The organism is Streptomyces sp. A012304, assembly GCF_026008495.1.
GTDB lineage: Bacteria > Actinomycetota > Actinomycetes > Streptomycetales > Streptomycetaceae > Streptomyces.
Genome location: NZ_BQUN01000063.1, coordinates 19776 through 40068, shown reverse-complemented (window position 1 = coordinate 40068; position 20293 = coordinate 19776). Strand labels below are relative to the sequence as shown.

Genomic DNA, 20293 nt, shown 5'->3' with positions numbered 1-20293 from the left:
ACCGGCCTACTTCTTCTTCGCGCCGCGCTTCTCGCGCACCCGCACCGAGATGTGGATCGGCGTGCCCTCGAAGCCGAACTCCTCGCGCAGCCGCCGCTCGATGAAGCGCCGGTAACCCGCCTCGATGAAGCCGGAGGCGAACAGCACGAACCGCGGCGGCTTGGTGCCGGCCTGGGTGCCGAAGAGGATGCGCGGCTGCTTGCCGCCCCGGATCGGGTGCGGGTGGGCCGAGACCAGCTCGCCGAGGAAGGCGTTCAGCCGGCCCGTGGGCACGCGGGTCTCCCAGCCGGCCAGCGCGGTCTCGATCGCGGGGACCAGCTTCTCCATGTGCCGTCCGGTGCGCGCCGAGACGTTCACCCGGGGCGCCCAGGACACCTGGCCGAGCTCGGTCTCGATCTCCCGCTCCAGGTAGTAGCGGCGCTCCTCGTCGAGGGTGTCCCACTTGTTGTACGCGATGACGAGCGCGCGGCCCGCCTCGACGGCCATGGTGAGGATGCGCTGGTCCTGCACCGAGATGCTCTCGGAGGCGTCGATCAGGACGACCGCCACCTCGGCCTTCTCGACGGCGGCCGCGGTGCGCAGCGAGGCGTAGTAGTCGGCGCCCTGCTGGAGGTGGACCCGCTTGCGGATGCCGGCCGTGTCGACGAACTTCCAGGTGACGCCGCCGAGTTCGATCAGCTCGTCGACCGGGTCACGGGTGGTGCCCGCGAGTTCGTTGACGACGACCCGCTCCTCGCCCGCCACCTTGTTCAGCAGCGAGGACTTGCCGACGTTGGGGCGGCCGATGAGGGCGATGCGGCGCGGGCCGCCGACCGCCGTGCCGAAGGTCTGCTCGGGCGCCTCCGGCAGCGCCTCCAGGACGGCGTCCAGCATGTCGCCGGTGCCGCGGCCGTGCAGCGCGGAGACCGGGTGGGGCTCGCCCAGGCCCAGGGACCACAGGTAGGCCGCGTCGGCCTCGCCGCTGGGCCCGTCGACCTTGTTGGCGCACAGCACGACGGGCTTGCCGGCCTTGCGCAGCAGACGGACGACCGCCTCGTCGGTGTCGGTGGGGCCGACCTTGGCGTCGACGACGAACACGACGGCGTCGGCGGCCTCGATCGCGTACTCGGCCTGCGCGGCCACGGAGGCGTCGATGCCGAGGACGTCCTGCTCCCAGCCGCCGGTGTCGACGACCTTGAAGCGGCGGCCCGCCCACTCCGCCTCGTAGGTGACGCGGTCGCGGGTGACGCCCGGCTTGTCCTCGACGACCGCCTCGCGGCGGCCGATGATGCGGTTCACCAGGGTCGACTTGCCGACATTGGGGCGGCCGACGACGGCGAGCACGGGCAGCGGACCGTGGCCCGCCTCCTCGATGGCGCCCTCGACGTCCTCCAGGTCGAAGCCCTCTTCCGCGGCGAGCTCCATGAACTCCGCGTACTCGGCGTCGCCGAGCGCCCCGTGATCGTGCTCGAATCCGTCCGAGCCGCCGGGCTGGATGTGGTCGTTCATGAAGTCCGTACCTCGTCGTTCATTCGTGGTGATCGGTGGAGCACCCGGTGGTGTGCCGGCTGAACCACTACTCAGTGTCGCCCAGCGCCCGGTCGGACGCCCGGCGTTTTACCGCGCCCCGGTCGGACGGCCGGTGAGCCGTCTGGCCTGTTCCAGGTGCGCGGCCAGCTGCTTCTGGATCCGCTCGGTCGCCTCGTCCAGCGCCTTGCGGGTGCGCCGCCCGCTGCCGTCGCCCGCCTCGAACGGGTCGCCGAAGACGACGTCGACGCGGGAGCGCAGCGGGGGCAGCCCCTTCAGCAACCGTCCCCGTCGCTCGGAACTTCCCAGCACGGCGACCGGGACGATCGGCGCCCCGCTGCGCACCGCGAAGTAGGCGAGCCCGGCGCGCAGGGAGGCGAAGTCGCCCTCGCCGCGGGTGCCCTCGGGGAAGATCCCGAGGACCCCGCCATTGTCCAGGACGCCCAGCGCGCGGGTGATCGCCGTGCGGTCGGTGGTCCCACGGTCGACCTTGAGCTGGCCGATGCCGGTCAGGAAGGGGTCGAGCGGGCCGATGAACGCCTCCTTCTTGATCAGGAAGTGCGTCGGCCGGGGCGCCACGCCCATGACCATCGGTCCGTCGACGTTGTGGGAGTGGTTGACGGCGAAGATCACCGGCCCGCTCGCCGGGACCTTCCAGGCGCCCAGCACCCGAGGCTTCCACAGCCCGTACATCAGGCCGACGCCGATGCGCCGCCCGACCTCGGCGCCCCGCTCCGAAGGCAGCTCGCTCACTTTCCGGCCCGCTTCTCCTCGACGAGGGTGACGACGCACTCGATGACCTGCGCCAGCGTCAGCTCGGTGGTGTCCACCTCGACCGCGTCGTCCGCCTTGGCGAGGGGCGAGGTCTTGCGGGAGGAGTCGGCGGCGTCCCGCTTGATGAGGGCCTCGCGGGTGGCGTGGACGTCGACGCCCTTCAGCTCGCCGCTGCGGCGGGCGGCCCGGGCCTCCGCCGACGCGGTCAGGAAGATCTTCAGGTCCGCGTCGGGCAGCACGGTGGTGCCGATGTCCCGCCCCTCGACGACGATCCCCTTCTCGGCGGAGGAGGCGAGCGACCGCTGCAACTCGGTGATCCGGGCCCGCACCTCCGGCACGGCGCTGACGGCGCTGACCTTGGAGGTGACCTCCTGGGTGCGGATCGGGCCGGCCACGTCGGTGCCGTCGACCGTGATCGTCGGGTTCGCCGGGTCGGTGCCGGAGACGATCTCCGGCTTGCCGGCGACGGCGGCGATCGCGGTGGGGTCCTCGATGTCGATCCCGTTGTTCACCATCCACCACGTGATCGCGCGGTACTGCGCACCGGTGTCCAGGTAGCTCAGGCCGAGCTGGGCCGCGACGGCCTTGGACGTGCTCGACTTGCCCGTGCCGGAGGGACCGTCGATGGCGACAATCACGGGCTGGGCGGCGCCGTTTTCCACGGGGGGACACCTTCCTGGTGCGAGGTGGTGGGCTACGGGGACGAGACTGTGCCCCGCACAAGGTTACTGGGTGGCGGTCACCCGTCCGGCAGCACAGGGGTGCGCCGGGGCCGCTGAGGTGCGGCTACCGCCGGATCGCCCAGCCCCGCTCGCGCAGCGCCGCGGAGAGCACCGTGGCGCTCTTGGGCTCCACCATCAGCTGTACCAGACCCGCCTGCTGTCCCGTCGCGTGCTCGATGCGGACGTCCTCGATGTTGACACCGGCGGCGCCCGCGTCGGCGAAGATCCGCGCCAGCTGCCCGGGCTGGTCGTCGATCAGCACGGCGACGACCTCGTACGCCCGCGGAGCGGACCCGTGCTTGCCGGGGACACGGACCTGGCCGGCGTTGCCGCGGCGCAGGACGTCCTCGATGCCGCCGGCGCCCTCGCCGCGCTTGTCCTCGTCGGCGGACTGCAGGGCCCGCAGCGCCCGGACGGTCTCCTCCAGGTCGGCGGCGACATCGGTGAGCAGGTCGGCGACCGGCCCCGGGTTCGCGGAGAGGATGTCGATCCACATCCGGGGGTCGGAGGCGGCGATCCGGGTCACGTCCCGGATGCCCTGCCCGCACAGCCGTACGGCGGCCTCCTCGGCGTGCTCCAGCCGGGCGGCGACCAGGCTGGAGACCAGGTGGGGCATGTGGGAGACCAGCGCCACCGCCCGGTCGTGGGCGTCGGCGTCCATCACCACCGGGACGGCCCGGCAGTGCGAGACCAGCTCCAGCGCCAGGTTCAGCACCTCGGTGTCGGTGTCCCGGGTCGGCGTCAGCACCCAGGGCCGGCCCTCGAAGAGGTCCCCGGTCGCGGCCAGCGGGCCGGACTTCTCCCGGCCGGACATGGGGTGCGTGCCGAGGTACGTCGACAGGTCCAGGCCGAGCGCCTCCAGCTCGCGGCGCGGGCCGCCCTTGACGCTGGCGACGTCGAGGTAGCCGCGGGCCACACCGCGGCGCATGGCCTCGGCGAGCACACCGGCCACATGGGCGGGCGGGGCGGCGACGATGGCCACGTCGACCGGGCCGTCGGGGGTCTCGTCGGTGCCGGCGCCGAGCGCGGCCGCCGTACGGGCCTGCTCGGGGTCGCGGTCCTCCAGGTGGACGACGACGCCCCGCTGGACGAGCGCCAGGGCCGCGGAGGTGCCGATGAGCCCGGTTCCGATGACGAGTGCGGTCCTCACTGGGCGATGTCCTTGCGCAGGGCGGCGGCGGCACCGAGGTAGACGTGGTGGATGCCGGCGCGCGGCAGATCGGACTCGACGTGCGCGAGGATCCGCACGACCCGCGGCATGGCGCCCCGTACGTCGAGCTCCTGGGCGCAGATCAGCGGGACGTCGACGATGCCCAGCTTGCGGGCGGCGGCGGCCGGGAAGTCGCTGTGTAGGTCGGGCGTGGCCGTGAACCAGATGCTGATCAGGTCGTCGGCGGTGAGGGAGTTCCGCTCCATGATGGCGGTGAGCAGGGCCCCGACCTGCTCGTCCATGTGGCCGGCCTCGTCCTTCTCCAGCTGGACGGCCCCCCGGACCGCTCGTACCGCCACCGCACCGCTCCTCGTTCGTCGATCTGTGTCGGTTTCCAGCCTAGTCAGCCCGCGTCGGCGGCATCCGCGACGCCCGCCCGCTGAGACGGACCGTTTCGCGGCTCTTCTCCGGAGTTGCTTCTCCTTGAGGGCCTTCGGTGCCAGGATGGCGGAATGACCCCCTCCGCCTCACGTCGTACGGTTCTTCTCGCGACAGGCGCCGCGGGCGCGGCGGCACTCGTCGCGGGCTGCGGCGGCTCGGACGACGGAGGCGCGTCGGACGCCTCGCGCTCACCGAACGCCACCGGTGACCGGGAACTCGCGAAGACGAGCGACATCCCGGTCGGCGGCGGCAAGATCTTTCCGGACGAGAAGGTCGTGGTCACGCAGCCGACCGAGGGCGAGTTCAAGGCCTTCTCCGCCGTCTGCACCCACCAGGCCTGCACGGTGGCCGCCGTCGCCGACGGCACCATCAACTGCCCCTGCCACCGGAGCAGCTTCCGCATCACCGACGGGTCGGTGACCGGCGGCCCGGCGACCAGGCCGCTGCCGGCGGAGCGGATCACGGTGGAGGGCGGCACCATCAGACTGGCGTGACCCCGGCGGCTCAGTCCCAGAGCGCTCCGAGGGTCACCAGTTCGCCCCGGTACTCGATCCGGTCGGCCCACTCCGTCGGCCAGGCGTCGGCACCGGCGTACGCGCCCGCGAAGGCCCCGGCGAGGCAGGCGATGGAGTCGGAGTCGCCCGAGGAGCAGGCGGCCCGGCGCAGCGCGGTCACCGGCTCGTCGGGGAAGAGCAGGAAGCACAGCAGCCCGCTCGCCATCGCCTCCTCGGCGATCCACCCCTCCCCCGTCGCCAGGCACGGGTCGGTCTCGGGTGACGGGCGGCGCAGGGCCTCCTGGAGGCGCTCCAGGACGGCCAGGCAGTCGTCCCAGCCGCGCGCGATGAACTGCTCCGGGGACGGGTCCTGGGAGCGGGTCCACAGGTCGCCCAGCCAGCGCTCGTGGTAGCGGGTGCGGTTGTCGAGGGCGTACGAGCGCAGCAGCCCGACCAGGCCGGCCGGTTCGGCGCCCTGCGCGAGCAGGCGTACGGCGTGGGCGGTGAGGTCGGAGGCGGCGAGCGCGGTGGGGTGCCCGTGGGTGAGGCCGGACTGGAGCTGGGCGGCACCGGCCCGCTGCTCGTCGCTGAGGCCGGGCGCGAGACCGAGCGGGGCGACGCGCATGTTGGCGCCGCAGCCCTTGGAGCCGATCTGGCTCGCGTCCTGCCACCGGCGGTGCTCGTCCTTCAGCAGGTTGCAGGCGGTCATGCAGGTGCGGCCCGGGGCCCGGTTGTTCTCGGGCGACTGGTACCAGTCGATGAACTCCTCGCGCAGCGGCCGCTCGAGCCGCGACGGGACCAGCAGCCCCCGGTCCATGGAGGTGCGCAGGGCGCGTGCCACGGCCAGGGTCATCTGGGTGTCGTCGGAGACGAAGGCGCGCTGTGGCAGCGGCATCTCCCGCCACGGCCCGAACTTGGCGAGGATCGACGGGACGTCGTTGAACTCGGTCGGGAACCCGAGCGCGTCCCCCAGCGCGAGGCCCACCAGGGCTCCGGTGGCGGCGCGCTTCCTGACGGTGGTGGAGGCGGTCATGCGGAACGTCCTTCCCGGGGCGGTCGCAGCAGGGGCGGGTGGAGGGTGGTGGCGGTGCCCGCGCGGTAGAGGGCGGCCGGTTTGCCCCGGCCGCCGGTCAGACGCGCGGCGCCGCCGGGGACGGGCTCGACGAAGCCCGGGGTGGCGAGCACCTTGCGGCGGAAGTTGGGCCGGTCCAGGCCGGTGCCCCACACCGTCTCGTACACCTGCTGGAGCTCGCCGAGGGTGAACTCGGGCGGGCAGAAGGCGGTGGCGAGGCAGGTGTACTCGAGCTTGGCGCCGACGCGTTCATGGGCGTCGGCCAGGATCCGGTCGTGGTCGAAGGCGAGCTGCCGGACGTCGTCGTACGGCATCCAGCGCGCCTGGGCCGCGTCGCCGCCACCGTGCGGTTCGGGCGCGTCGGGCAGCAGTGCGGCGAAGGCGACGGACACGACCCGCATCCTGGGGTCGCGGTCGGGTTCGCTGTAGGTGCGCAGCTGCTCCAGGTGGAGCCCGGAGACGTCCTCCAGGCCGGTCTCCTCGGCGAGTTCACGCCGGGCGGCCCGCTCCGCCGACTCGTCGGGCAGCACGAAGCCCCCGGGCAGCGCCCAGCGGCCGGCGTACGGCTCCTGGCCCCGCTCGACGAGCAGGACGTGCAGCGTGCCCTCGCGCAGCGTGAGGATCGCGAGGTCCACGGTGACGGCGAAGGGTTCGTAGGCGTACTTGTCGTAGCCCCGCATGACCTGCACCCCCTTTAATAGTCATCACGACTATAAAAGGGGGTGCGGGTGGTCACAAGCCCTTTCGGGCGGCCCTTTTCGAGGCGAGCCCTTACAGGTCCACTTCCTTCATCAGCATCCCGACCTCGGTGTTGGACAGCCGGCGCAGCCAGCCCGACTTCTGGTCGCCCAGGGTGATCGGGCCGAAGGCGGTGCGCACCAGCTTCTCGACCGGGAAACCGGCCTCGGCGAGCATGCGGCGCACGATGTGCTTGCGGCCCTCGTGGAGGGTGACCTCGACGAGGTAGTTCTTGCCGGTCTGCTCGACGACCCGGAAGTGGTCCGCGCGCGCGTAGCCGTCCTCCAGCTGGATGCCGTCCTTCAGCCGCTTGCCGAGGTCGCGCGGGATCGGGCCCACGATGGCGGCGAGGTAGGTCTTCTTCACGCCGTACCTGGGGTGGGTCAGCCGGTGGGCCAGCTCGCCGTGGTTGGTGAGCAGGATGACGCCCTCGGTCTCGGTGTCGAGCCGCCCGACGTGGAAGAGCCGGGTCTCACGGTTGGTGACGTAGTCCCCGAGGCACTGCCGGCCGTCGGGGTCCTCCATGGTGGACACCACACCGGCCGGCTTGTTCAGCGAGAAGAACTGGTACGACTGCGTCGCGACGGTCAGGCCGTCGACCTTGACCTCGTCCTTCTCCGGGTCGACGCGCTTGCCCTGCTCCAGGACGATCTCGCCGTTGACCTCCACCCGGGCCTGCTCGATCAGCTCCTCGCAGGCGCGCCGGGAGCCGTAGCCCGCGCGCGCGAGGACCTTCTGCAGCCGCTCGCCCTCCTGCTCGGCGCCCGGGAACGTCTTGGGGAGCTTGACGTCCTTCTTCCCGGCGTACCGCTCGCGGTTGCGCTCCTCGACCCGTGCCTCGTACTCGCGTGAGCGCGCCGGAGCCGTACGGCCGCGTCCCCCGCCTCCCCCGCCCTGCTGGGACTGCTTGGGCCCGCCCTTGGCGCCGCCGCGCGCGGAGCCGCCGCGCCCGGACTTGGGGCCGTCCTTGGTCGCCCCGGGGCCCACGTCGTAGCGGCGCTCCTCGGGGCGGGGCTTGCGGGGACGGCCGCCCTGGCCGCCCTGCTTCTGGTCCCTGTCGTTGCCGGCCCCGCGGTAGTTACCGCGCCCGCCGCTCCTGCCGCTACCGCTGCCGCTGCTTCGCATCAAAGTTCCGTCGTCGTCGTGTTCGTCGTGGGACCGTCGTCCGGATCCGGGGCGTCCGGATCGAACGACGGTACGCCTTCCTGGGTCTCGGCCTCGATCGCCTCCGCCTCCGGGAGGAAGGGCGCGAGCTCCGGGAGCTCGTCCAGACCGCGCAGGCCCATCCGCTCCAGGAAGTAGTTCGTCGTCCTGTACAGGATCGCACCTGTTTCGGGTTCCGTGCCCGCCTCCTCGACCAGACCGCGTTGGAGGAGGGTGCGCATCACGCCGTCGCAGTTCACTCCGCGCACGGCCGAGACCCGGCTGCGGCTGACCGGCTGGCGGTAGGCGACCACGGCGAGCGTCTCCAGCGCGGCCTGGGTGAGCCGGGCCTGCTGGCCGTCGAGCACGAAGCGTTCGACGGCGGCGGCGTACTCGGCCCGGGTGTAGACCCGCCAGCCGCCCGCGACGAACCGCAGCTCGAAGCCGCGCCCCTGCGCGGTGTACTCGTCGGCCAGCTCCCGCAGCGCGTCCGCGACCTGGCGCCGCGGCCGTTCCACGATCTTCGCGAGGTGCTCCTCGGTCGCGGGCTCGTCCACGACCATCAGCACGGCCTCCAGGGCGGGCTTGAGGTCGAGGCCGGCGACGGCGCGCGGCCCGGCCTGGACCTCGGGGGTGTCCTCGCTCACGGCTTCCTCTCCTCCTTGGGCGCCTCGGGCGGCCGGTCGAACTCGTCGGTCACCCGCGGTGTCTCGTCCCCGTCCCCGCCGGTCCAGCGCACGAGCAGCTCCCCGAGGGCGGTCTCCTGGTCGAGGGCGACGGCCTTCTCGCGGTACAGCTCCAGCAGCGCCAGGAAGCGCGCCACGACGGTGAGGGTGTCGTCGGTGTCCTCCACCAGCACCCGGAAGCTGGCCTCCCCGAGTTCCCGAAGCCGCCCGATCACGATGTGCGCCTGCTCCCGCACGGAGACGAGCGGCGCGTGGATGTGGTCGACGTACACCTGCGGCTTGGGCTTGGGCTGCATCGCCTTGACCGCGAGCCGGGCGAAACCCTCCGCGCCGATGCTGATGACGACCTCGGGCAGCAGCTCGGCGTGGTGCGGTTCGAGGCCGACGGTACGGGGGTGGCGGCGGGCCTCGTCGTCGAGCCTGCCGGTGAAGATGTCGGCGATCTGCTTGTACGCGCGGTACTGGAGCAGCCGCGCGAAGAGCAGGTCACGGGCTTCGAGCAGCGCCAGGTCCGCCTCGTCCTCGACCTCCGCGGCGGGCAGCAGCCGGGCCGCCTTCAGGTCGAGCAATGTCGCGGCGACGACCAGGAACTCCGTCGTCTGGTCCAGGTCCCAGTCCGGCCCCATGGCCCGGATGTGCGCCATGAACTCGTCGGTGACCTTCGACAGCGCGACCTCGGTGACGTCCAGCTTGTGCTTGGAGATCAGCTGGAGCAGCAGGTCAAAGGGGCCTTCGAAGTTGGCGAGCCGCACCTTGAAGACACCGTCGGACGCCTCCGGGGAGTCGACGGCGGCCGGCTCGTCGTCACGCGCGGGACGCGGCTGCGGCAGCGCCTCGGGCGCTGCCCGCAGCTCGGCCTCCGCCTCCGCGTCGCGTTCCGAACGCCGCTCGGCCTCCGCCTCCGCGTCGCGTCCCGGCCGCCGCTCGGGCTCCGTCGGTTCCGGCTGGGCTGCGGGTGCCGGGGCCGGCTCAGTCCGGTCAGGGGCGGGCGGCTCGGTTCGTGGAGTGCTCGTCCCCGGTCCCCGCCCCAGCGCACGCCGACGGCCGGCCGGTGCGCCGGGGGCGGGAGCGGGAACGTCGTTCGAGGTCATGGCCCCCGCAGGCTACCGCTACCGCCCGCGCAGCCGCCGTACGAGGATGCTGGCGTCCCCGCGGGTCTCCAGGTCGGCGAGGACGACGGCGACCGCCTCACGGACGATGCGGCCCCGGTCGACGGCCAGCCCGTGCTCGCCGCGGAGCACCAGCCGGGCGTGCTCCAGGTCCATCAGCTCCTCGGCGGACACGTACACCGTGATCTTCTCGTCGTGCCGTTCCCGGCCGCTGGGCCGCCGCGTCGCCGAGCGCCCGCGCTTGCGGGGCTGGGCGGCGGCGCCGGCCGCGGGGGCGGCAGAACCTTCCTGCGCGCCCTGGCGCCGCGCGGGACGCTCCGAGCCGGCGGCCCTGCTGCGGGACTCCCCGGCGTCGGCCTGCTCCGCGTCGACCGCCACGTGCTCGGCGCCCTCGCCGTCACCGCCCTGCGCGGGCACGGCGTGCGGCGCGTCCTCGGCCGCGCCGGCCGCCACCGCGTCGCTCTCGCCCGCCGGCGCGGGCACCCGGGCCTCGCCGCCTGCGGGGCGCCGGGGTGCGGACGGCTGGAGCGCCATTCCCCCTGTCGTACGGAAGAGTTCGTCGGCCCCCGGCAGACTCACTCGGCGTGACACCGGGCGAGCACCTCCCTGGCAAGCTGGCGGTAGGCGGCGGCACCGACGGAGTTGGAGGCGTACGTGGTGATCGGCTCACCGGCGACCGTGGTCTCCGGGAAGCGGACCGTGCGCCCGATGACCGTGTGGTAGACGTGGTCGTCGAACGCCTCGACGACCCGCGCGAGCACCTCGCGGCTGTGCACGGTGCGCGAGTCGTACATGGTCGCGAGGATCCCGTCGAGCTCCAGCTCCGGGTTGAGACGCTCCTGGACCTTCTCGATGGTCTCGGTCAGCAGCGCCACACCGCGCAGGGCGAAGAACTCGCACTCCAGCGGGACGATCACCTTGTGCGCGGCCGTCAGCGCGTTGACCGTGAGCAGACCGAGCGAGGGCTGACAGTCGATGACGATGTAGTCGTAGTCGTCCATCAGCGGCTTGAGCGCGCGCTGGAGGGTCGACTCGCGGGCGACCTCGCTCACCAGCTGGACCTCGGCCGCCGACAGGTCGATGTTGCTCGGCAGCAGGTCCATGTTGGGGACGGCGGTCTTCAGGAGCACCTCGTCGGCCGACATCCCCCGCTCCATGAGCAGGTTGTAGACCGTGAGGTCGAGCTCCATGGGGTTGACGCCGAGACCGACCGACAGCGCGCCCTGCGGGTCGAAGTCCACGAGCAGCACCCGGCGTCCGTACTCCGCGAGCGCGGCACCCAGGTTGATGGTCGACGTCGTCTTGCCGACGCCGCCCTTCTGGTTGCACATCGCGATGATCGTCGCGGGTCCGTGGTTCGTCAGCGGGCCCGGGATCGGGAAGTACGGCAGCGGGCGACCGGTCGGGCCGATGCGCTCGCGCCGCTGGCGGGCGGCGTCGGGCGCGAGGGTGGCCGCGTACTCCGGGTCGGGCTCGTACTCGGCGTCGGGGTCGTAGAAGTGCCCGTCGGGCAGTTCGTCGTAGTCGGCGAAGTGGTCGTGGGGCGCGCCACTTCCGTCGCCGGCCATGGCGTTCACGTGATGGCCATCCATGCTCTGGTGTGCTGACAGAGCCGTGTGGGGGCTTCTCTGGCTCTGGTGGGCTGCGAAGGTTCGGACAGCGACGGAGCCGACAGCCTCGAGCCCCGTGGGGCCCGGGCCCCGCGTAGGCATTCCTGGTTGACCACCCCCGGGAGAAAATGTCGACTCATTCACAAGTCGTCTTACCTCCTTGGTGACCAGGAAACTTCTAGACAAGGTCAGCGTGGCACCATGCCGACGGTTGGCGACTCTATGGCGTGTCGGGCGTCCGCAGCAACACAATCCGCCGGACCCGGCCCGATGTGTCGGCAATGAAACATCCCGCTGTCAAGGGCGTACGGCCGTCGCACGGCAGGTTTCGCCGGTGTGCGAATCGGTCTAAGGGTTACGTTCGAGGCGAGTTGACCGAGAGTCGCAAAGTGACCATACACACATCTGGCCGGACCTTGTCGGGCAAGGTCCGGCCGGAAGTGGGCGGTTGACGCGCCATGTTGACGTATCGCCTTTACGAAAAGGTGACTTAGTCGAGCAGCGTGTCGAGCTCCACGTGCTCCAGGCCGTGCGCCTCGGCGACCTCCTTGTAAACCACCTTGCCGTCATGGGTGTTGAGGCCCCTGGCCAGCGCGGGGTCGCGGCGCAGCGCCTCCGCCCAGCCCCGGTCGGCGAGCTCGACGATGTAGGGCAGCGTGGCGTTGGTGAGGGCGTAGGTGGAGGTGTTGGGCACCGCGCCCGGCATGTTGGCGACGCAGTAGAAGACGGAGCCGTGGACCGGGAAGGTCGGCTCGGCGTGCGTGGTGGGGCGGGAGTCCTCGAAGCAGCCGCCCTGGTCGATCGCGATGTCGACAAGGACACTTCCCGGCTTCATCCGGGAGACCAGCTCGTTGGTGACCAGCTTCGGGGCCTTGGCGCCGGGGATGAGGACGGCGCCGATGACGAGGTCGGCCTCCAGGCAGGCCTTCTCCAGCTCGAAGGCGTTGGAGACGACGGTCTGGATCTTCGTACCGAAGATCTTGTCGGCCTCCTTGAGCTTGTTGATGTCCTTGTCGAGCAGGGTCACGTGGAAGCCCATGCCGATGGCGATCTGCGCGGCGTTCCAGCCGGAGACACCGCCGCCGATGACGACGGCCCGGCCCGCGGCGACACCGGGGACCCCGCCGGGCAGGACGCCTCGGCCGCCGGCCGCGCGCATCAGGTGGTAGGCGCCGACCTGCGGGGCCAGCCGGCCCGCGACCTCGGACATGGGGGCGAGCAGCGGCAGCGCGCGGCTCGGCAGCTCGACCGTCTCGTAGGCGATCGCGGTGGTGCCGGACTCCAGGAGCGCGTCGGTGCACTCTTTGGAGGCGGCCAGGTGCAGGTAGGTGAAGAGCGTCTGGTCCTTGCGGAGGCGGTGGTACTCCTCGGCGATGGGCTCCTTGACCTTCAGCAGCAGGTCGGCGGTGGCCCACACCTCGTCGGCGGTCTCCAGGATCTGCGCGCCGGCGGCCACGTACTCCTCGTCCGGGATCGACGAACCGACACCGGCGCCACGCTCGACGACGACCTGATGGCCGTGGCGCACCAGCTCATGCACACCGGCCGGGGTGATGGCCACCCGGAACTCGTTGTTCTTGACCTCGCGGGGGATGCCGACCTTCACGTCGATCACGGTCCTTGGCTCAGAGGGTGTGGGGGCAATGCAAGACATACCCGGAGGCAAGGGACGCACCGGGATGCACCGCAGGAGAACGTGCGGCAGAGCCAGTCTAATGAAGGTGTTCCCGCTGTCTAGCCTTTCAATGCATCAATCTTCAGCGGATGCACTACGGATTTCGTAGGCGTTAGCGTCGTGTTCCGGCCTTGGATCCTCAGGGACGGCCTCTTCTCCCAGGATGCGCTCGGCCGTGCCCCGGTGCAGGCGGGCGGCCGCCGGGTCGCCGAGGTGCTCAAGGGTGTCGGCGAGCCGGAGGTGGAGCGCGGCCTGGAGCCGGGCGTCCTCCGCCCGGCGCGCCCACTCCACCGCCTCCTGGCAGGTGCGCAGCGACTCCTCGGGCCGGCCCGCGTACTCCTGGACGCGTCCCAGTTCGCTCAACGCCCGCGCGTACGCGGCCACATCGCCGTTCTTGCGGTGCCAGGAAGCAGCCGCCCGCCAGTGCCGCTGCGCCTCGCCGTAGCGGCCCGCGTAGGTGTGCGCGGTGGCGATCCGGCCGTACAGCCGGGCGGCGTCCGCGCGCTCGTCGCGGGCCAGCCGCTGGGCGAGGGCGCGGCCGTACCAGTCGGCGGCCCGCTCGTAGTCCCCCAGCTCCAGGTGCGCGCCGCCCACGGATTCCATGGCGCGGCCGGTCGCGTACGGGTCGTTCGCCTCGCGTCCGGCGTCGAGCGCGGCCCGGTAGCGCGCCAGCGCCGCCGCCGTCCGTCCGGTGCGGGCGTCGACATCGGCCAGGTTCAGCAGCGCGGCGGCCTTCTCGCGGGGCAGGTCGCGCCGCTCGGCCACGTCCAGGACGAGCTGGTGGACGCCGTACAGGTCGGGCGCGGCCGCCTGGGTGCCGAAGTGCGCGACCATCGCCCGCACCAGCTGGGACATCAGACGCCTGGCCAGGGTGTCCAGCTCCCCGTCGGCGACGGCGAGGCGGGCCGAGGCGAGCAGGGCGGGACGGCGCAGGCGCAGCCAGTCGGCGGCGGCGCGCGGGGTGGGAAAGCGCAGGGCGCGCGGCATGCCCTGGAGCTTCTCGCGGGCCTGCGGGTTGTCCGTCTCGGTGATCGCCCGGCAGGACTGCAGCAGCCGTACCGTCCGCTCCAGCATGCGGGCACGGGCCAGCTGGAGGTCGCCGGAGCGCTCATGGGTCTCGGCGGCGGCCCGCAGCAGGGGGTGCAGACAGGCGGGGACCTCGTACTCGGGCAGCGGCGAGTCGACCGCCCGCAGCAGGCCGAGGGCGACGAAGTCGTCCAGGGTGGTGCGGGCCGCGTCGATCGAGCAGCCGGCGAGCGCGGAGGCGGTGTGCGGGTCGACCAGGCCGGCCGGGGCGAGGCTGAGCAGACGCAGTATCCGGGCGGCGGTCGCCGGCAGCGAGGCATGCACCAGCCGGAACACGCGGCCGAGGGGGGTGTCCGCCGCGTCGTCGGCCTCGGCGTGCAGTTGTTTGACGAGGTCGGCGACGGCCGCCTTGGGGCGGACGGCGAGCCAGCCGCCCGCGAGGATCAGCGCGGCGGGCTGGCCCTGGCAGACCTCGACGAGGCCTTCGGCGGCGTACGGGTCGACGGTGACGCGGACCGAGCCGGTGTAGCGGGTCAGCAGCTCCAGGGCGGACTTGGTGTCCAGGCCGCCCAGGGTGCAGGGACGCACGTCGGAGATGCCGGTGAGGGGGCCGGCGGAGACCGCGACGAGCAGGCACTCCGGGGTGTCCGGGAGCAGGGCGTCGACCTGGTCGGCGCCGGCCGCGTCGTCGAGCAGGAGCACCGCGCGCCGCTCGGCGAGGGCCTCGCGCAGGGCGGCGGCGAGGTCGTCCTCGTCGGCGCCGGCCGGCGTCGGCAGCCCGAGGCCGGCGAGCAGTTCGCGGGCGGCGCGCTCGACGGGCACCGGGGTGCCGTCGGGCTCGGCGAGGCGGGCGCGCAGCACACCGTGGGGGTAACGGTCGGCGACCTGCCGGGCGAGTTCCTCGGCGAGGGCCGTACGGCCGGATCCGGGCCGGCCTGCGATGAGCAGCACGCGCGCGCGGGGGGCCTTCCGCCCGGCGATGGTGTCCAGTCCCGCGCGCTCGATGTCGGCCCGCAGCTCCTTCAACTCCCGGGTGCGGCCCAGGAAACGGCCCTTCGTCGCAGCGTGTCCGGACAGCTGCACGCCGCCTGTGCCCACTGCCTGATCCGTCACGGGCCACACTCCCGTCCCACACCGCACGCGCAAGCCCGCCGGATCTTCCGGATCGGGCGATTCCAGAGCCTAGTTCACGCTCTGCGACGTTCCGGGAGGAGCACGGCGGTGGCGTCGCCCGATCGGATCAGGCGATGGTCACACCGCAGGGTGGATCCGGCGGCCCACGCCTTGCAAGAGCGCGCCGGGCAAGGTCCCCACGCCTCCCCGCAAGCCGTGGAGGGCCGCGCCGCCCAGGCCCTACGCCTCGAAGGGCCGTGCCGGCCAGGGGGCCTCCGCCGGGCGCAGCGCGTCCAGTCCGTCGCCGCCGCGTGCGGCGACCAGCGAGAGGAGGCCCACGACGAGGGCGTTGTGGTGCAGCTCGCCCGCGAGGACACCCCGGACGAGTTCGTCGACCGGCACGCGCGCGTGCTCCATGTCGGCCTCCTCGTCCTCCGCCGCGAAGCGCTCCCCGTCGGCCTCGGACAGCTCCCGGGCGAGGAAGATCCGCACCGACTCGTCGCAGCCGCCGGGGGTCGTGTACACGTCGGTGAGGACCCGCCAGTCCTCGGCCTTGACGTGGGCCTCCTCGTACAGCTCGCGCTGGGCGGCGTGCAGCGGGTTCTCGCCGGGCACGTCCAGCAGGCCGGCCGGGATCTCCCACAGCCTCTGCCGCACCGGGTGGCGGTACTGCCGGATGAGCAGGACGCGGTCCTCGGCGTCGAGGGCGAGGACGGCCACGGAACCGGGGTGGACCTGGTAGTCGCGGCGGACCACCGAGCCGTTCGGCATGACCACCTCATCCGTGCGGACGGAGGTCTTGTTGCCGACGAAGGGGGTTTCCGTCGCCCGGATCTCCCACGCCTCGGCGCTGTCCTTGATCGTCATGCCGTGCCCTTCCCATGCCGCGGAGAACAGTGAAAAAGAAAGCCGGGGTGCTCACCTTTGAAGGGATGCACCCCGGCCACCGTACAACTGGTGTGTTACTTCGAATTCTGCCGCGCGCCCTCGGTCCGCTGACGCTCGACGGCCGCCTTCACGAGGCCGGCGAACAGCGGGTGCGGACGCGTCGGCCGCGAGCGCAGCTCGGGGTGGGCCTGCGTGGCGACCAGGTAGGGGTGGACGTCACGCGGGTACTCGACGTACTCGACGAGCTTGCCGTCCGGGGAGGTGCCGGAGAACAGGATGCCCGCCTTCTTCTCCAGTTCCGCGCGGTAGGCGTTGTTCACCTCGTACCGGTGACGGTGCCGCTCCTCGACGTACTCCTTGCCGTCGTAGACCTCGCGCACGATGGAGCCCTCGGCCAGCTTGGCCGGGTACATGCCCAGACGCATCGTCCCGCCCATGTCGCCCTCGCCGGCGACGATGTCGAGCTGCTCGGCCATGGTGGAGATGACCGGGTGGGCGGTGGCGGGGTCGAACTCGGTGGAGTTCGCGTCACCGATGTCCGCGAGGTTGCGGGCCGCCTCGATCACGATGCACTGCAGGCCCAGGCAGAGGCCGAGCAGCGGGATCCTGTTCTCGCGGGCGTAGCGGATGGCGCCGACCTTGCCGAGCACACCGCGGTCGCCGAAGCCGCCCGGGATGCAGATGCCGTCGACGTCGGCGAGCTGGGCCTTGGCGCCGGCCGGGGTCTTGCAGTCGTCCGAGGTGACCCACTTGATCTTCACGCGGGCCTTGTTGGCGAAGCCGCCCGCGCGCAGGGCCTCGGTGACCGAGAGATAGGCGTCGGGCAGGTCGATGTACTTGCCGACCAGGGCGAGGGTGATCTCGTGGTCGGGGTTGTGGACGCGGTCCAGCAGGTCGTCCCAGGTCGTCCAGTCCACGTCCCGGAACGGCAGGTCCAGCTTGCGGACCACGTAGGCGTCCAGGCCCTCGCCGTGCACGGTCTTCGGGATGTCGTAGATCGAGCGGGCGTCGGGGCAGGCGACCACGGCGGCCTCGTCGACGTCGCACATCAGCGAGATCTTGCGCTTGATGGCGGTGGGCACCTCGCGGTCGCAGCGCAGCACGATCGCGTCCGGCTGGATACCGATGTTGCGCAGGGCGGCCACGCTGTGCTGGGTGGGCTTGGTCTTGAGCTCGCCCGAGGGGCCGATGTAGGGAAGGAGAGAGATGTGCACCACGAACACGTTGTCCCGGCCCACCTCGTGACGGACCTGGCGTACGGTCTCCAGGAACGGCAGCGACTCGATGTCACCGACCGTCCCGCCGACCTCGGTGATCACGACGTCGACCTCGTCCGTCGCCATACGGCGGATGCGGTGCTTGATCTCGTTGGTGATGTGCGGGATGACCTGCACGGTGTCGCCCAGGTACTCGCCGCGGCGCTCCTTGGCGATCACCGTCGAGTAGACCTGCCCGGTGGTGACGTTGGCGGAGCCGTCGAGGTCACGGTCGAGGAAGCGCTCGTAGTGGCCGATGTCCAGGTCGGTCTCGGCGCCGTCGTTGGTGACGAACACCTCACCGTGCTGGAACGGGTTCATCGTGCCAGGGTCGACATTGAGGTACGGGTCGAGCTTCTGCATCACGACCCGCAGGCCCCGCGCCTTGAGCAGCATGCCGAGGCTGGAGGCCGTCAGACCCTTGCCGAGAGAGGAGGCGACACCCCCCGTGACGAAGATGTGCTTGGTCGTCGTAGCTTTGGGCGGCATGGCCAAGAGGGGGCTCCCGTGGTCGCGGTCTGGGGGTGCGGTACGGCTCCGGAGGCTCTCACCAGCGGTTTGTGCCGGAGGTTTCCGAGGGTGCCGTCGCTGCGGTTCGGGGGTTTTCGAGCCCACCGGTCCACGGGCTACCAGGGTATCAGCGCCGCGCGGGGATGGCTTCCGGCCACGCTCCGTACACGGCCCGACACCGGCCCGCGGACGCTCACCGACTCATCACCCGGTGCTCACCCGTTCGGCCCACTCGCGTTGTCCGGACCGGCACGCAGATCATCTACGTGCGTCGTATCCTGCTCGGACACTCGCTGCCGAGCCCGGCCGGCCAACACGGCAACACCCCCGTCCGTATCCACCGGAACAACGAGAGCTCGTCAGTTCGTTGAGCAAGAATTGGCGTTTTGCCAACACGGCTGAGCGACTGCTTTCCTTCAATGCTCAACGACGCATTACACCGACCCCCCTTGACCGCACTAGCGACAGCCCCCTCGTGGGATGACGTGGCCGTTCGACTGGAGTTTGCACGTGGCCGGGCGCATCGAAGACTACGCACTCATCGGAGACATGCAGACCGCTGCCCTGGTCTGCCGTGACGGGACAGTGGACTGGCTGTGCCTGCCCCGCTTCGACTCGCACGCGATCTTCGCCGGTCTGCTGGGCACCGAGGAGCACGGCTTCTGGCGGCTCGGGCCCGCCTACGCCTCCGACCAGCAGCCGCCCACCGCGGCCCGGCGCTCCTACCGGGGCGACTCGCTGATCCTGGAGTCCGAGTGGGACACCCCGCGCGGCACGGTCCGGGTGACCGACTTCATGCCCCCGCGTGACGGCGCCCCGCAGCTGATCCGCATCGTCGAGGGGATCTCCGGCCGCGTCCCCATGCGCTCCGCCCTGCGGATGCGGTTCTCCTACGGCCGGGTCGTGCCGTGGGTGCACAAGCACGAGGGGCGCACGGTCGCCGTCGCGGGCCCGGACTCGGTGTGGTTCGACACGGACTGCGAGACCTACGGCAAGTCGCTGACGACGTACGCCGACTTCACCGTCGCCCCGGGGGACCGGATCGCCTTCACGATCTCCTGGCAGCCCTCGCACAAGGAGCCGCCGCCCCTGCCGGAGCCGGAGCAGTCGCTGGAGGCGACGGAGGAGTTCTGGCGCGAGTGGGTCGAGCACTGTACGTACCACGGCCCCTACCGCGAGGCCGTGATCCGCTCGCTGATCACGCTGAAGGCGCTGACGTACGCCCCCACCGGCGGGATCGTGGCCGCCCCCACGACCTCCCTGCCCGAGGACATCGGCGGTGTCCGCAACTGGGACTACCGCTACACCTGGCTGCGTGACGCGGCGATCACCCTGTCCTCGCTGCTGCGCACCGGCTACCGCGAGGAGGCGCGCGCCTGGCGCGAGTGGCTGCTGCGCGCGGTCGCGGGCGACCCGGAGAACCTCCAGATCATGTACGGCATCGCGGGCGAGCGGGAACTCGGCGAGGCGGAACTGGACTGGCTGCCGGGCTACGAGAACTCCGCCCCGGTCCGGGTCGGCAACGGCGCCGCGCACCAGCTCCAGCTGGACGTGTACGGCGAGGTCACCGAGGCCCTGCACCTCGGCCACATGACGGGCCTGGCCCGCAACGACTACGCCTCCCTGCTCCAGCTGAAGCTGATCCGCTACCTGGAGAAGCACTGGGACACGCCGGACGAGGGCATCTGGGAGGTGCGCGGCCCGCGCCGGCACTTCGTGCACTCCAAGGTCATGGCCTGGGTCGCCGTCGACCGCACGATCAAGCTGATCGAGTCCGGCGACGCGGACGGCCCGCTGGAGCGGTGGCGCGAGCTGCGCGACGAGATCCACCGGGACGTGTGCGAGAAGGGCTACGACAAGGAACGCAACACCTTCACGCAGTCCTACGGCTCGAAGGAGCTGGACGCGTCGCTGCTGCTGATCCCGCAGATGGGCTTCCTGCCGCCCGACGACAAGCGGGTGATCGGCACCATCGAGGCGATCCAGCGGGAGCTATCCACGCCGGACGGCTTCATCCTGCGCTACCCCACCCAGGGCGACCACGAGGGCGTCGACGGCCTCCCCGGCGACGAGGGCGCCTTCCTGGCCTGCTCGTTCTGGATGGCGGACGACCTCGCGATGATCGGCCGCGTGGACGAGGCCCGCAAGCTCTTCGAGAAGCTGCTGTCCCTGCGCAACGACCTCGGGCTGCTCGCCGAGGAATGGGACCCGCGCCTGCAACGCCAGGTGGGCAACTTCCCGCAGGCCTTCAGCCACGTCCCGCTGATCGACACGGCCCTGCGCCTGACGGCGTCCGGCGCCTACGGCGGCTGAACAGGACGGACACGGCCCGTCTGCCTAGGCTGGGAGCCAGCATCCCCTGCACGGAAGGGGGCGCCCC

At 71.8% G+C, this 20293-nt stretch carries 18 protein-coding genes; 2 read left to right on the top strand and 16 right to left on the bottom strand.

Annotation, left to right across the window (positions count from 1 at the left end; all coding sequences use genetic code 11):
- Positions 1 to 6: 6 nt before the first annotated feature.
- The 5 genes from der to aroH form a co-directional block, all read right to left on the bottom strand.
- Positions 7 to 1488, bottom strand: coding sequence for a ribosome biogenesis GTPase Der (der, locus tag ALMP_RS14305; RefSeq protein WP_264927658.1), 1482 nt, complete (start codon positions 1486 to 1488; stop codon positions 7 to 9).
- 108 nt (positions 1489 to 1596) lie between these two features.
- Positions 1597 to 2259 carry a 1-acyl-sn-glycerol-3-phosphate acyltransferase gene (locus ALMP_RS14300; protein ID WP_264927656.1) on the bottom strand — a complete coding sequence of 221 codons (663 nt, stop codon included), beginning with the start codon at positions 2257 to 2259 and terminating at the stop codon, positions 1597 to 1599.
- The gene (gene cmk / locus ALMP_RS14295) at positions 2256 to 2942 is read right to left on the bottom strand and encodes a (d)CMP kinase (protein WP_264927654.1); all 687 of its coding nucleotides are present in this window, start codon (positions 2940 to 2942) and stop codon (positions 2256 to 2258) included. The genes ALMP_RS14300 and cmk overlap by 4 nt, the downstream gene beginning before the upstream one ends.
- Positions 2943 to 3066: 124 nt before the next feature.
- Positions 3067 to 4152 (bottom strand): prephenate dehydrogenase, encoded by a 1086-nt coding sequence (locus ALMP_RS14290; protein WP_264927652.1) that lies wholly within the window; start codon positions 4150 to 4152, stop codon positions 3067 to 3069.
- Positions 4149 to 4511 (bottom strand): chorismate mutase, encoded by a 363-nt coding sequence (gene aroH / locus ALMP_RS14285; protein WP_264927650.1) that lies wholly within the window; start codon positions 4509 to 4511, stop codon positions 4149 to 4151. Before aroH ends, ALMP_RS14290 begins: the two co-directional genes overlap by 4 nt.
- Before the next feature lie 153 nt (positions 4512 to 4664).
- On the opposite strand from aroH, the gene ALMP_RS14280 reads away from it, so the two are divergent.
- Positions 4665 to 5087, top strand: a complete 423-nt coding sequence (locus ALMP_RS14280; protein WP_264927648.1) for a Rieske (2Fe-2S) protein — start codon at positions 4665 to 4667, stop codon at positions 5085 to 5087.
- 10 nt (positions 5088 to 5097) lie between these two features.
- On the opposite strand, the gene ALMP_RS14275 is transcribed toward ALMP_RS14280, so the two are convergent.
- From ALMP_RS14275 to ALMP_RS14225, 11 genes are all read right to left on the bottom strand, one after another.
- Positions 5098 to 6120 (bottom strand): ADP-ribosylglycohydrolase family protein, encoded by a 1023-nt coding sequence (locus ALMP_RS14275; RefSeq protein ID WP_264927646.1) that lies wholly within the window; start codon positions 6118 to 6120, stop codon positions 5098 to 5100.
- Positions 6117 to 6839 carry an NUDIX hydrolase gene (locus ALMP_RS14270; protein ID WP_264927644.1) on the bottom strand — a complete coding sequence of 241 codons (723 nt, stop codon included), beginning with the start codon at positions 6837 to 6839 and terminating at the stop codon, positions 6117 to 6119. The genes ALMP_RS14275 and ALMP_RS14270 overlap by 4 nt, the downstream gene beginning before the upstream one ends.
- A 91-nt stretch (positions 6840 to 6930) precedes the next feature.
- Positions 6931 to 8022 (bottom strand): pseudouridine synthase, encoded by a 1092-nt coding sequence (locus ALMP_RS14265; RefSeq protein ID WP_264927643.1) that lies wholly within the window; start codon positions 8020 to 8022, stop codon positions 6931 to 6933.
- Positions 8022 to 8687, bottom strand: a complete 666-nt coding sequence (gene scpB / locus ALMP_RS14260; RefSeq protein WP_264927642.1) for an SMC-Scp complex subunit ScpB — start codon at positions 8685 to 8687, stop codon at positions 8022 to 8024. The genes ALMP_RS14265 and scpB overlap by 1 nt, the downstream gene beginning before the upstream one ends.
- Positions 8684 to 9817: a ScpA family protein gene (locus ALMP_RS14255; RefSeq protein WP_264927641.1), complete on the bottom strand. Its 1134-nt coding sequence runs from the start codon at positions 9815 to 9817 to the stop codon at positions 8684 to 8686. The genes scpB and ALMP_RS14255 overlap by 4 nt, the downstream gene beginning before the upstream one ends.
- Positions 9818 to 9835: 18 nt before the next feature.
- Positions 9836 to 10426: a hypothetical protein gene (locus ALMP_RS14250; RefSeq protein WP_264927639.1), complete on the bottom strand. Its 591-nt coding sequence runs from the start codon at positions 10424 to 10426 to the stop codon at positions 9836 to 9838.
- Entirely contained in the window at positions 10411 to 11547 is a 1137-nt protein-coding gene (locus ALMP_RS14245; RefSeq protein WP_264927637.1) for a ParA family protein, read from the bottom strand. The genes ALMP_RS14250 and ALMP_RS14245 overlap by 16 nt, the downstream gene beginning before the upstream one ends.
- Positions 11548 to 11935: 388 nt before the next feature.
- Positions 11936 to 13060, bottom strand: a complete 1125-nt coding sequence (gene ald, locus ALMP_RS14240) for an alanine dehydrogenase (RefSeq protein ID WP_264927636.1) — start codon at positions 13058 to 13060, stop codon at positions 11936 to 11938.
- Between the two features lie 135 nt (positions 13061 to 13195).
- Entirely contained in the window at positions 13196 to 15259 is a 2064-nt protein-coding gene (locus tag ALMP_RS14235; RefSeq protein ID WP_264927635.1) for a tetratricopeptide repeat protein, read from the bottom strand.
- Between the two features lie 240 nt (positions 15260 to 15499).
- On the bottom strand, positions 15500 to 16126 hold the full coding sequence (locus tag ALMP_RS14230; protein ID WP_264927634.1) for an NUDIX hydrolase: 627 nt from the start codon (positions 16124 to 16126) through the stop codon (positions 15500 to 15502).
- Positions 16127 to 16221: 95 nt separating this feature from the next.
- Positions 16222 to 17892, bottom strand: a complete 1671-nt coding sequence (locus ALMP_RS14225; RefSeq protein ID WP_264927633.1) for a CTP synthase — start codon at positions 17890 to 17892, stop codon at positions 16222 to 16224.
- A gap of 531 nt (positions 17893 to 18423) precedes the next feature.
- Between ALMP_RS14225 and ALMP_RS14220 the strand changes: the two genes are divergently transcribed.
- Positions 18424 to 20226: a glycoside hydrolase family 15 protein gene (locus ALMP_RS14220; protein WP_264927630.1), complete on the top strand. Its 1803-nt coding sequence runs from the start codon at positions 18424 to 18426 to the stop codon at positions 20224 to 20226.
- The last annotated feature ends 67 nt before the right edge of the window (positions 20227 to 20293 follow it).

What these genes read in the sequence shown, in the direction of transcription:
- der (WP_264927658.1), bottom strand. Translation starts at nt 1,488, where the DNA reads ATGAACGACCACATCCAGCCCGGCGGCTCGGACGGATTCGAGCACGAT.
- ALMP_RS14280 (WP_264927648.1), top strand. Translation starts at nt 4,665, where the DNA reads ATGACCCCCTCCGCCTCACGTCGTACGGTTCTTCTCGCGACAGGCGCC.
- ALMP_RS14275 (WP_264927646.1), bottom strand. Translation starts at nt 6,120, where the DNA reads ATGACCGCCTCCACCACCGTCAGGAAGCGCGCCGCCACCGGAGCCCTG.
- ALMP_RS14270 (WP_264927644.1), bottom strand. Translation starts at nt 6,839, where the DNA reads ATGCGGGGCTACGACAAGTACGCCTACGAACCCTTCGCCGTCACCGTG.
- ALMP_RS14265 (WP_264927643.1), bottom strand. Translation starts at nt 8,022, where the DNA reads ATGCGAAGCAGCGGCAGCGGTAGCGGCAGGAGCGGCGGGCGCGGTAAC.
- ALMP_RS14255 (WP_264927641.1), bottom strand. Translation starts at nt 9,817, where the DNA reads ATGACCTCGAACGACGTTCCCGCTCCCGCCCCCGGCGCACCGGCCGGC.
- ALMP_RS14245 (WP_264927637.1), bottom strand. Translation starts at nt 11,547, where the DNA reads ATGCCTACGCGGGGCCCGGGCCCCACGGGGCTCGAGGCTGTCGGCTCC.
- ALMP_RS14230 (WP_264927634.1), bottom strand. Translation starts at nt 16,126, where the DNA reads ATGACGATCAAGGACAGCGCCGAGGCGTGGGAGATCCGGGCGACGGAA.
- ALMP_RS14225 (WP_264927633.1), bottom strand. Translation starts at nt 17,892, where the DNA reads ATGCCGCCCAAAGCTACGACGACCAAGCACATCTTCGTCACGGGGGGT.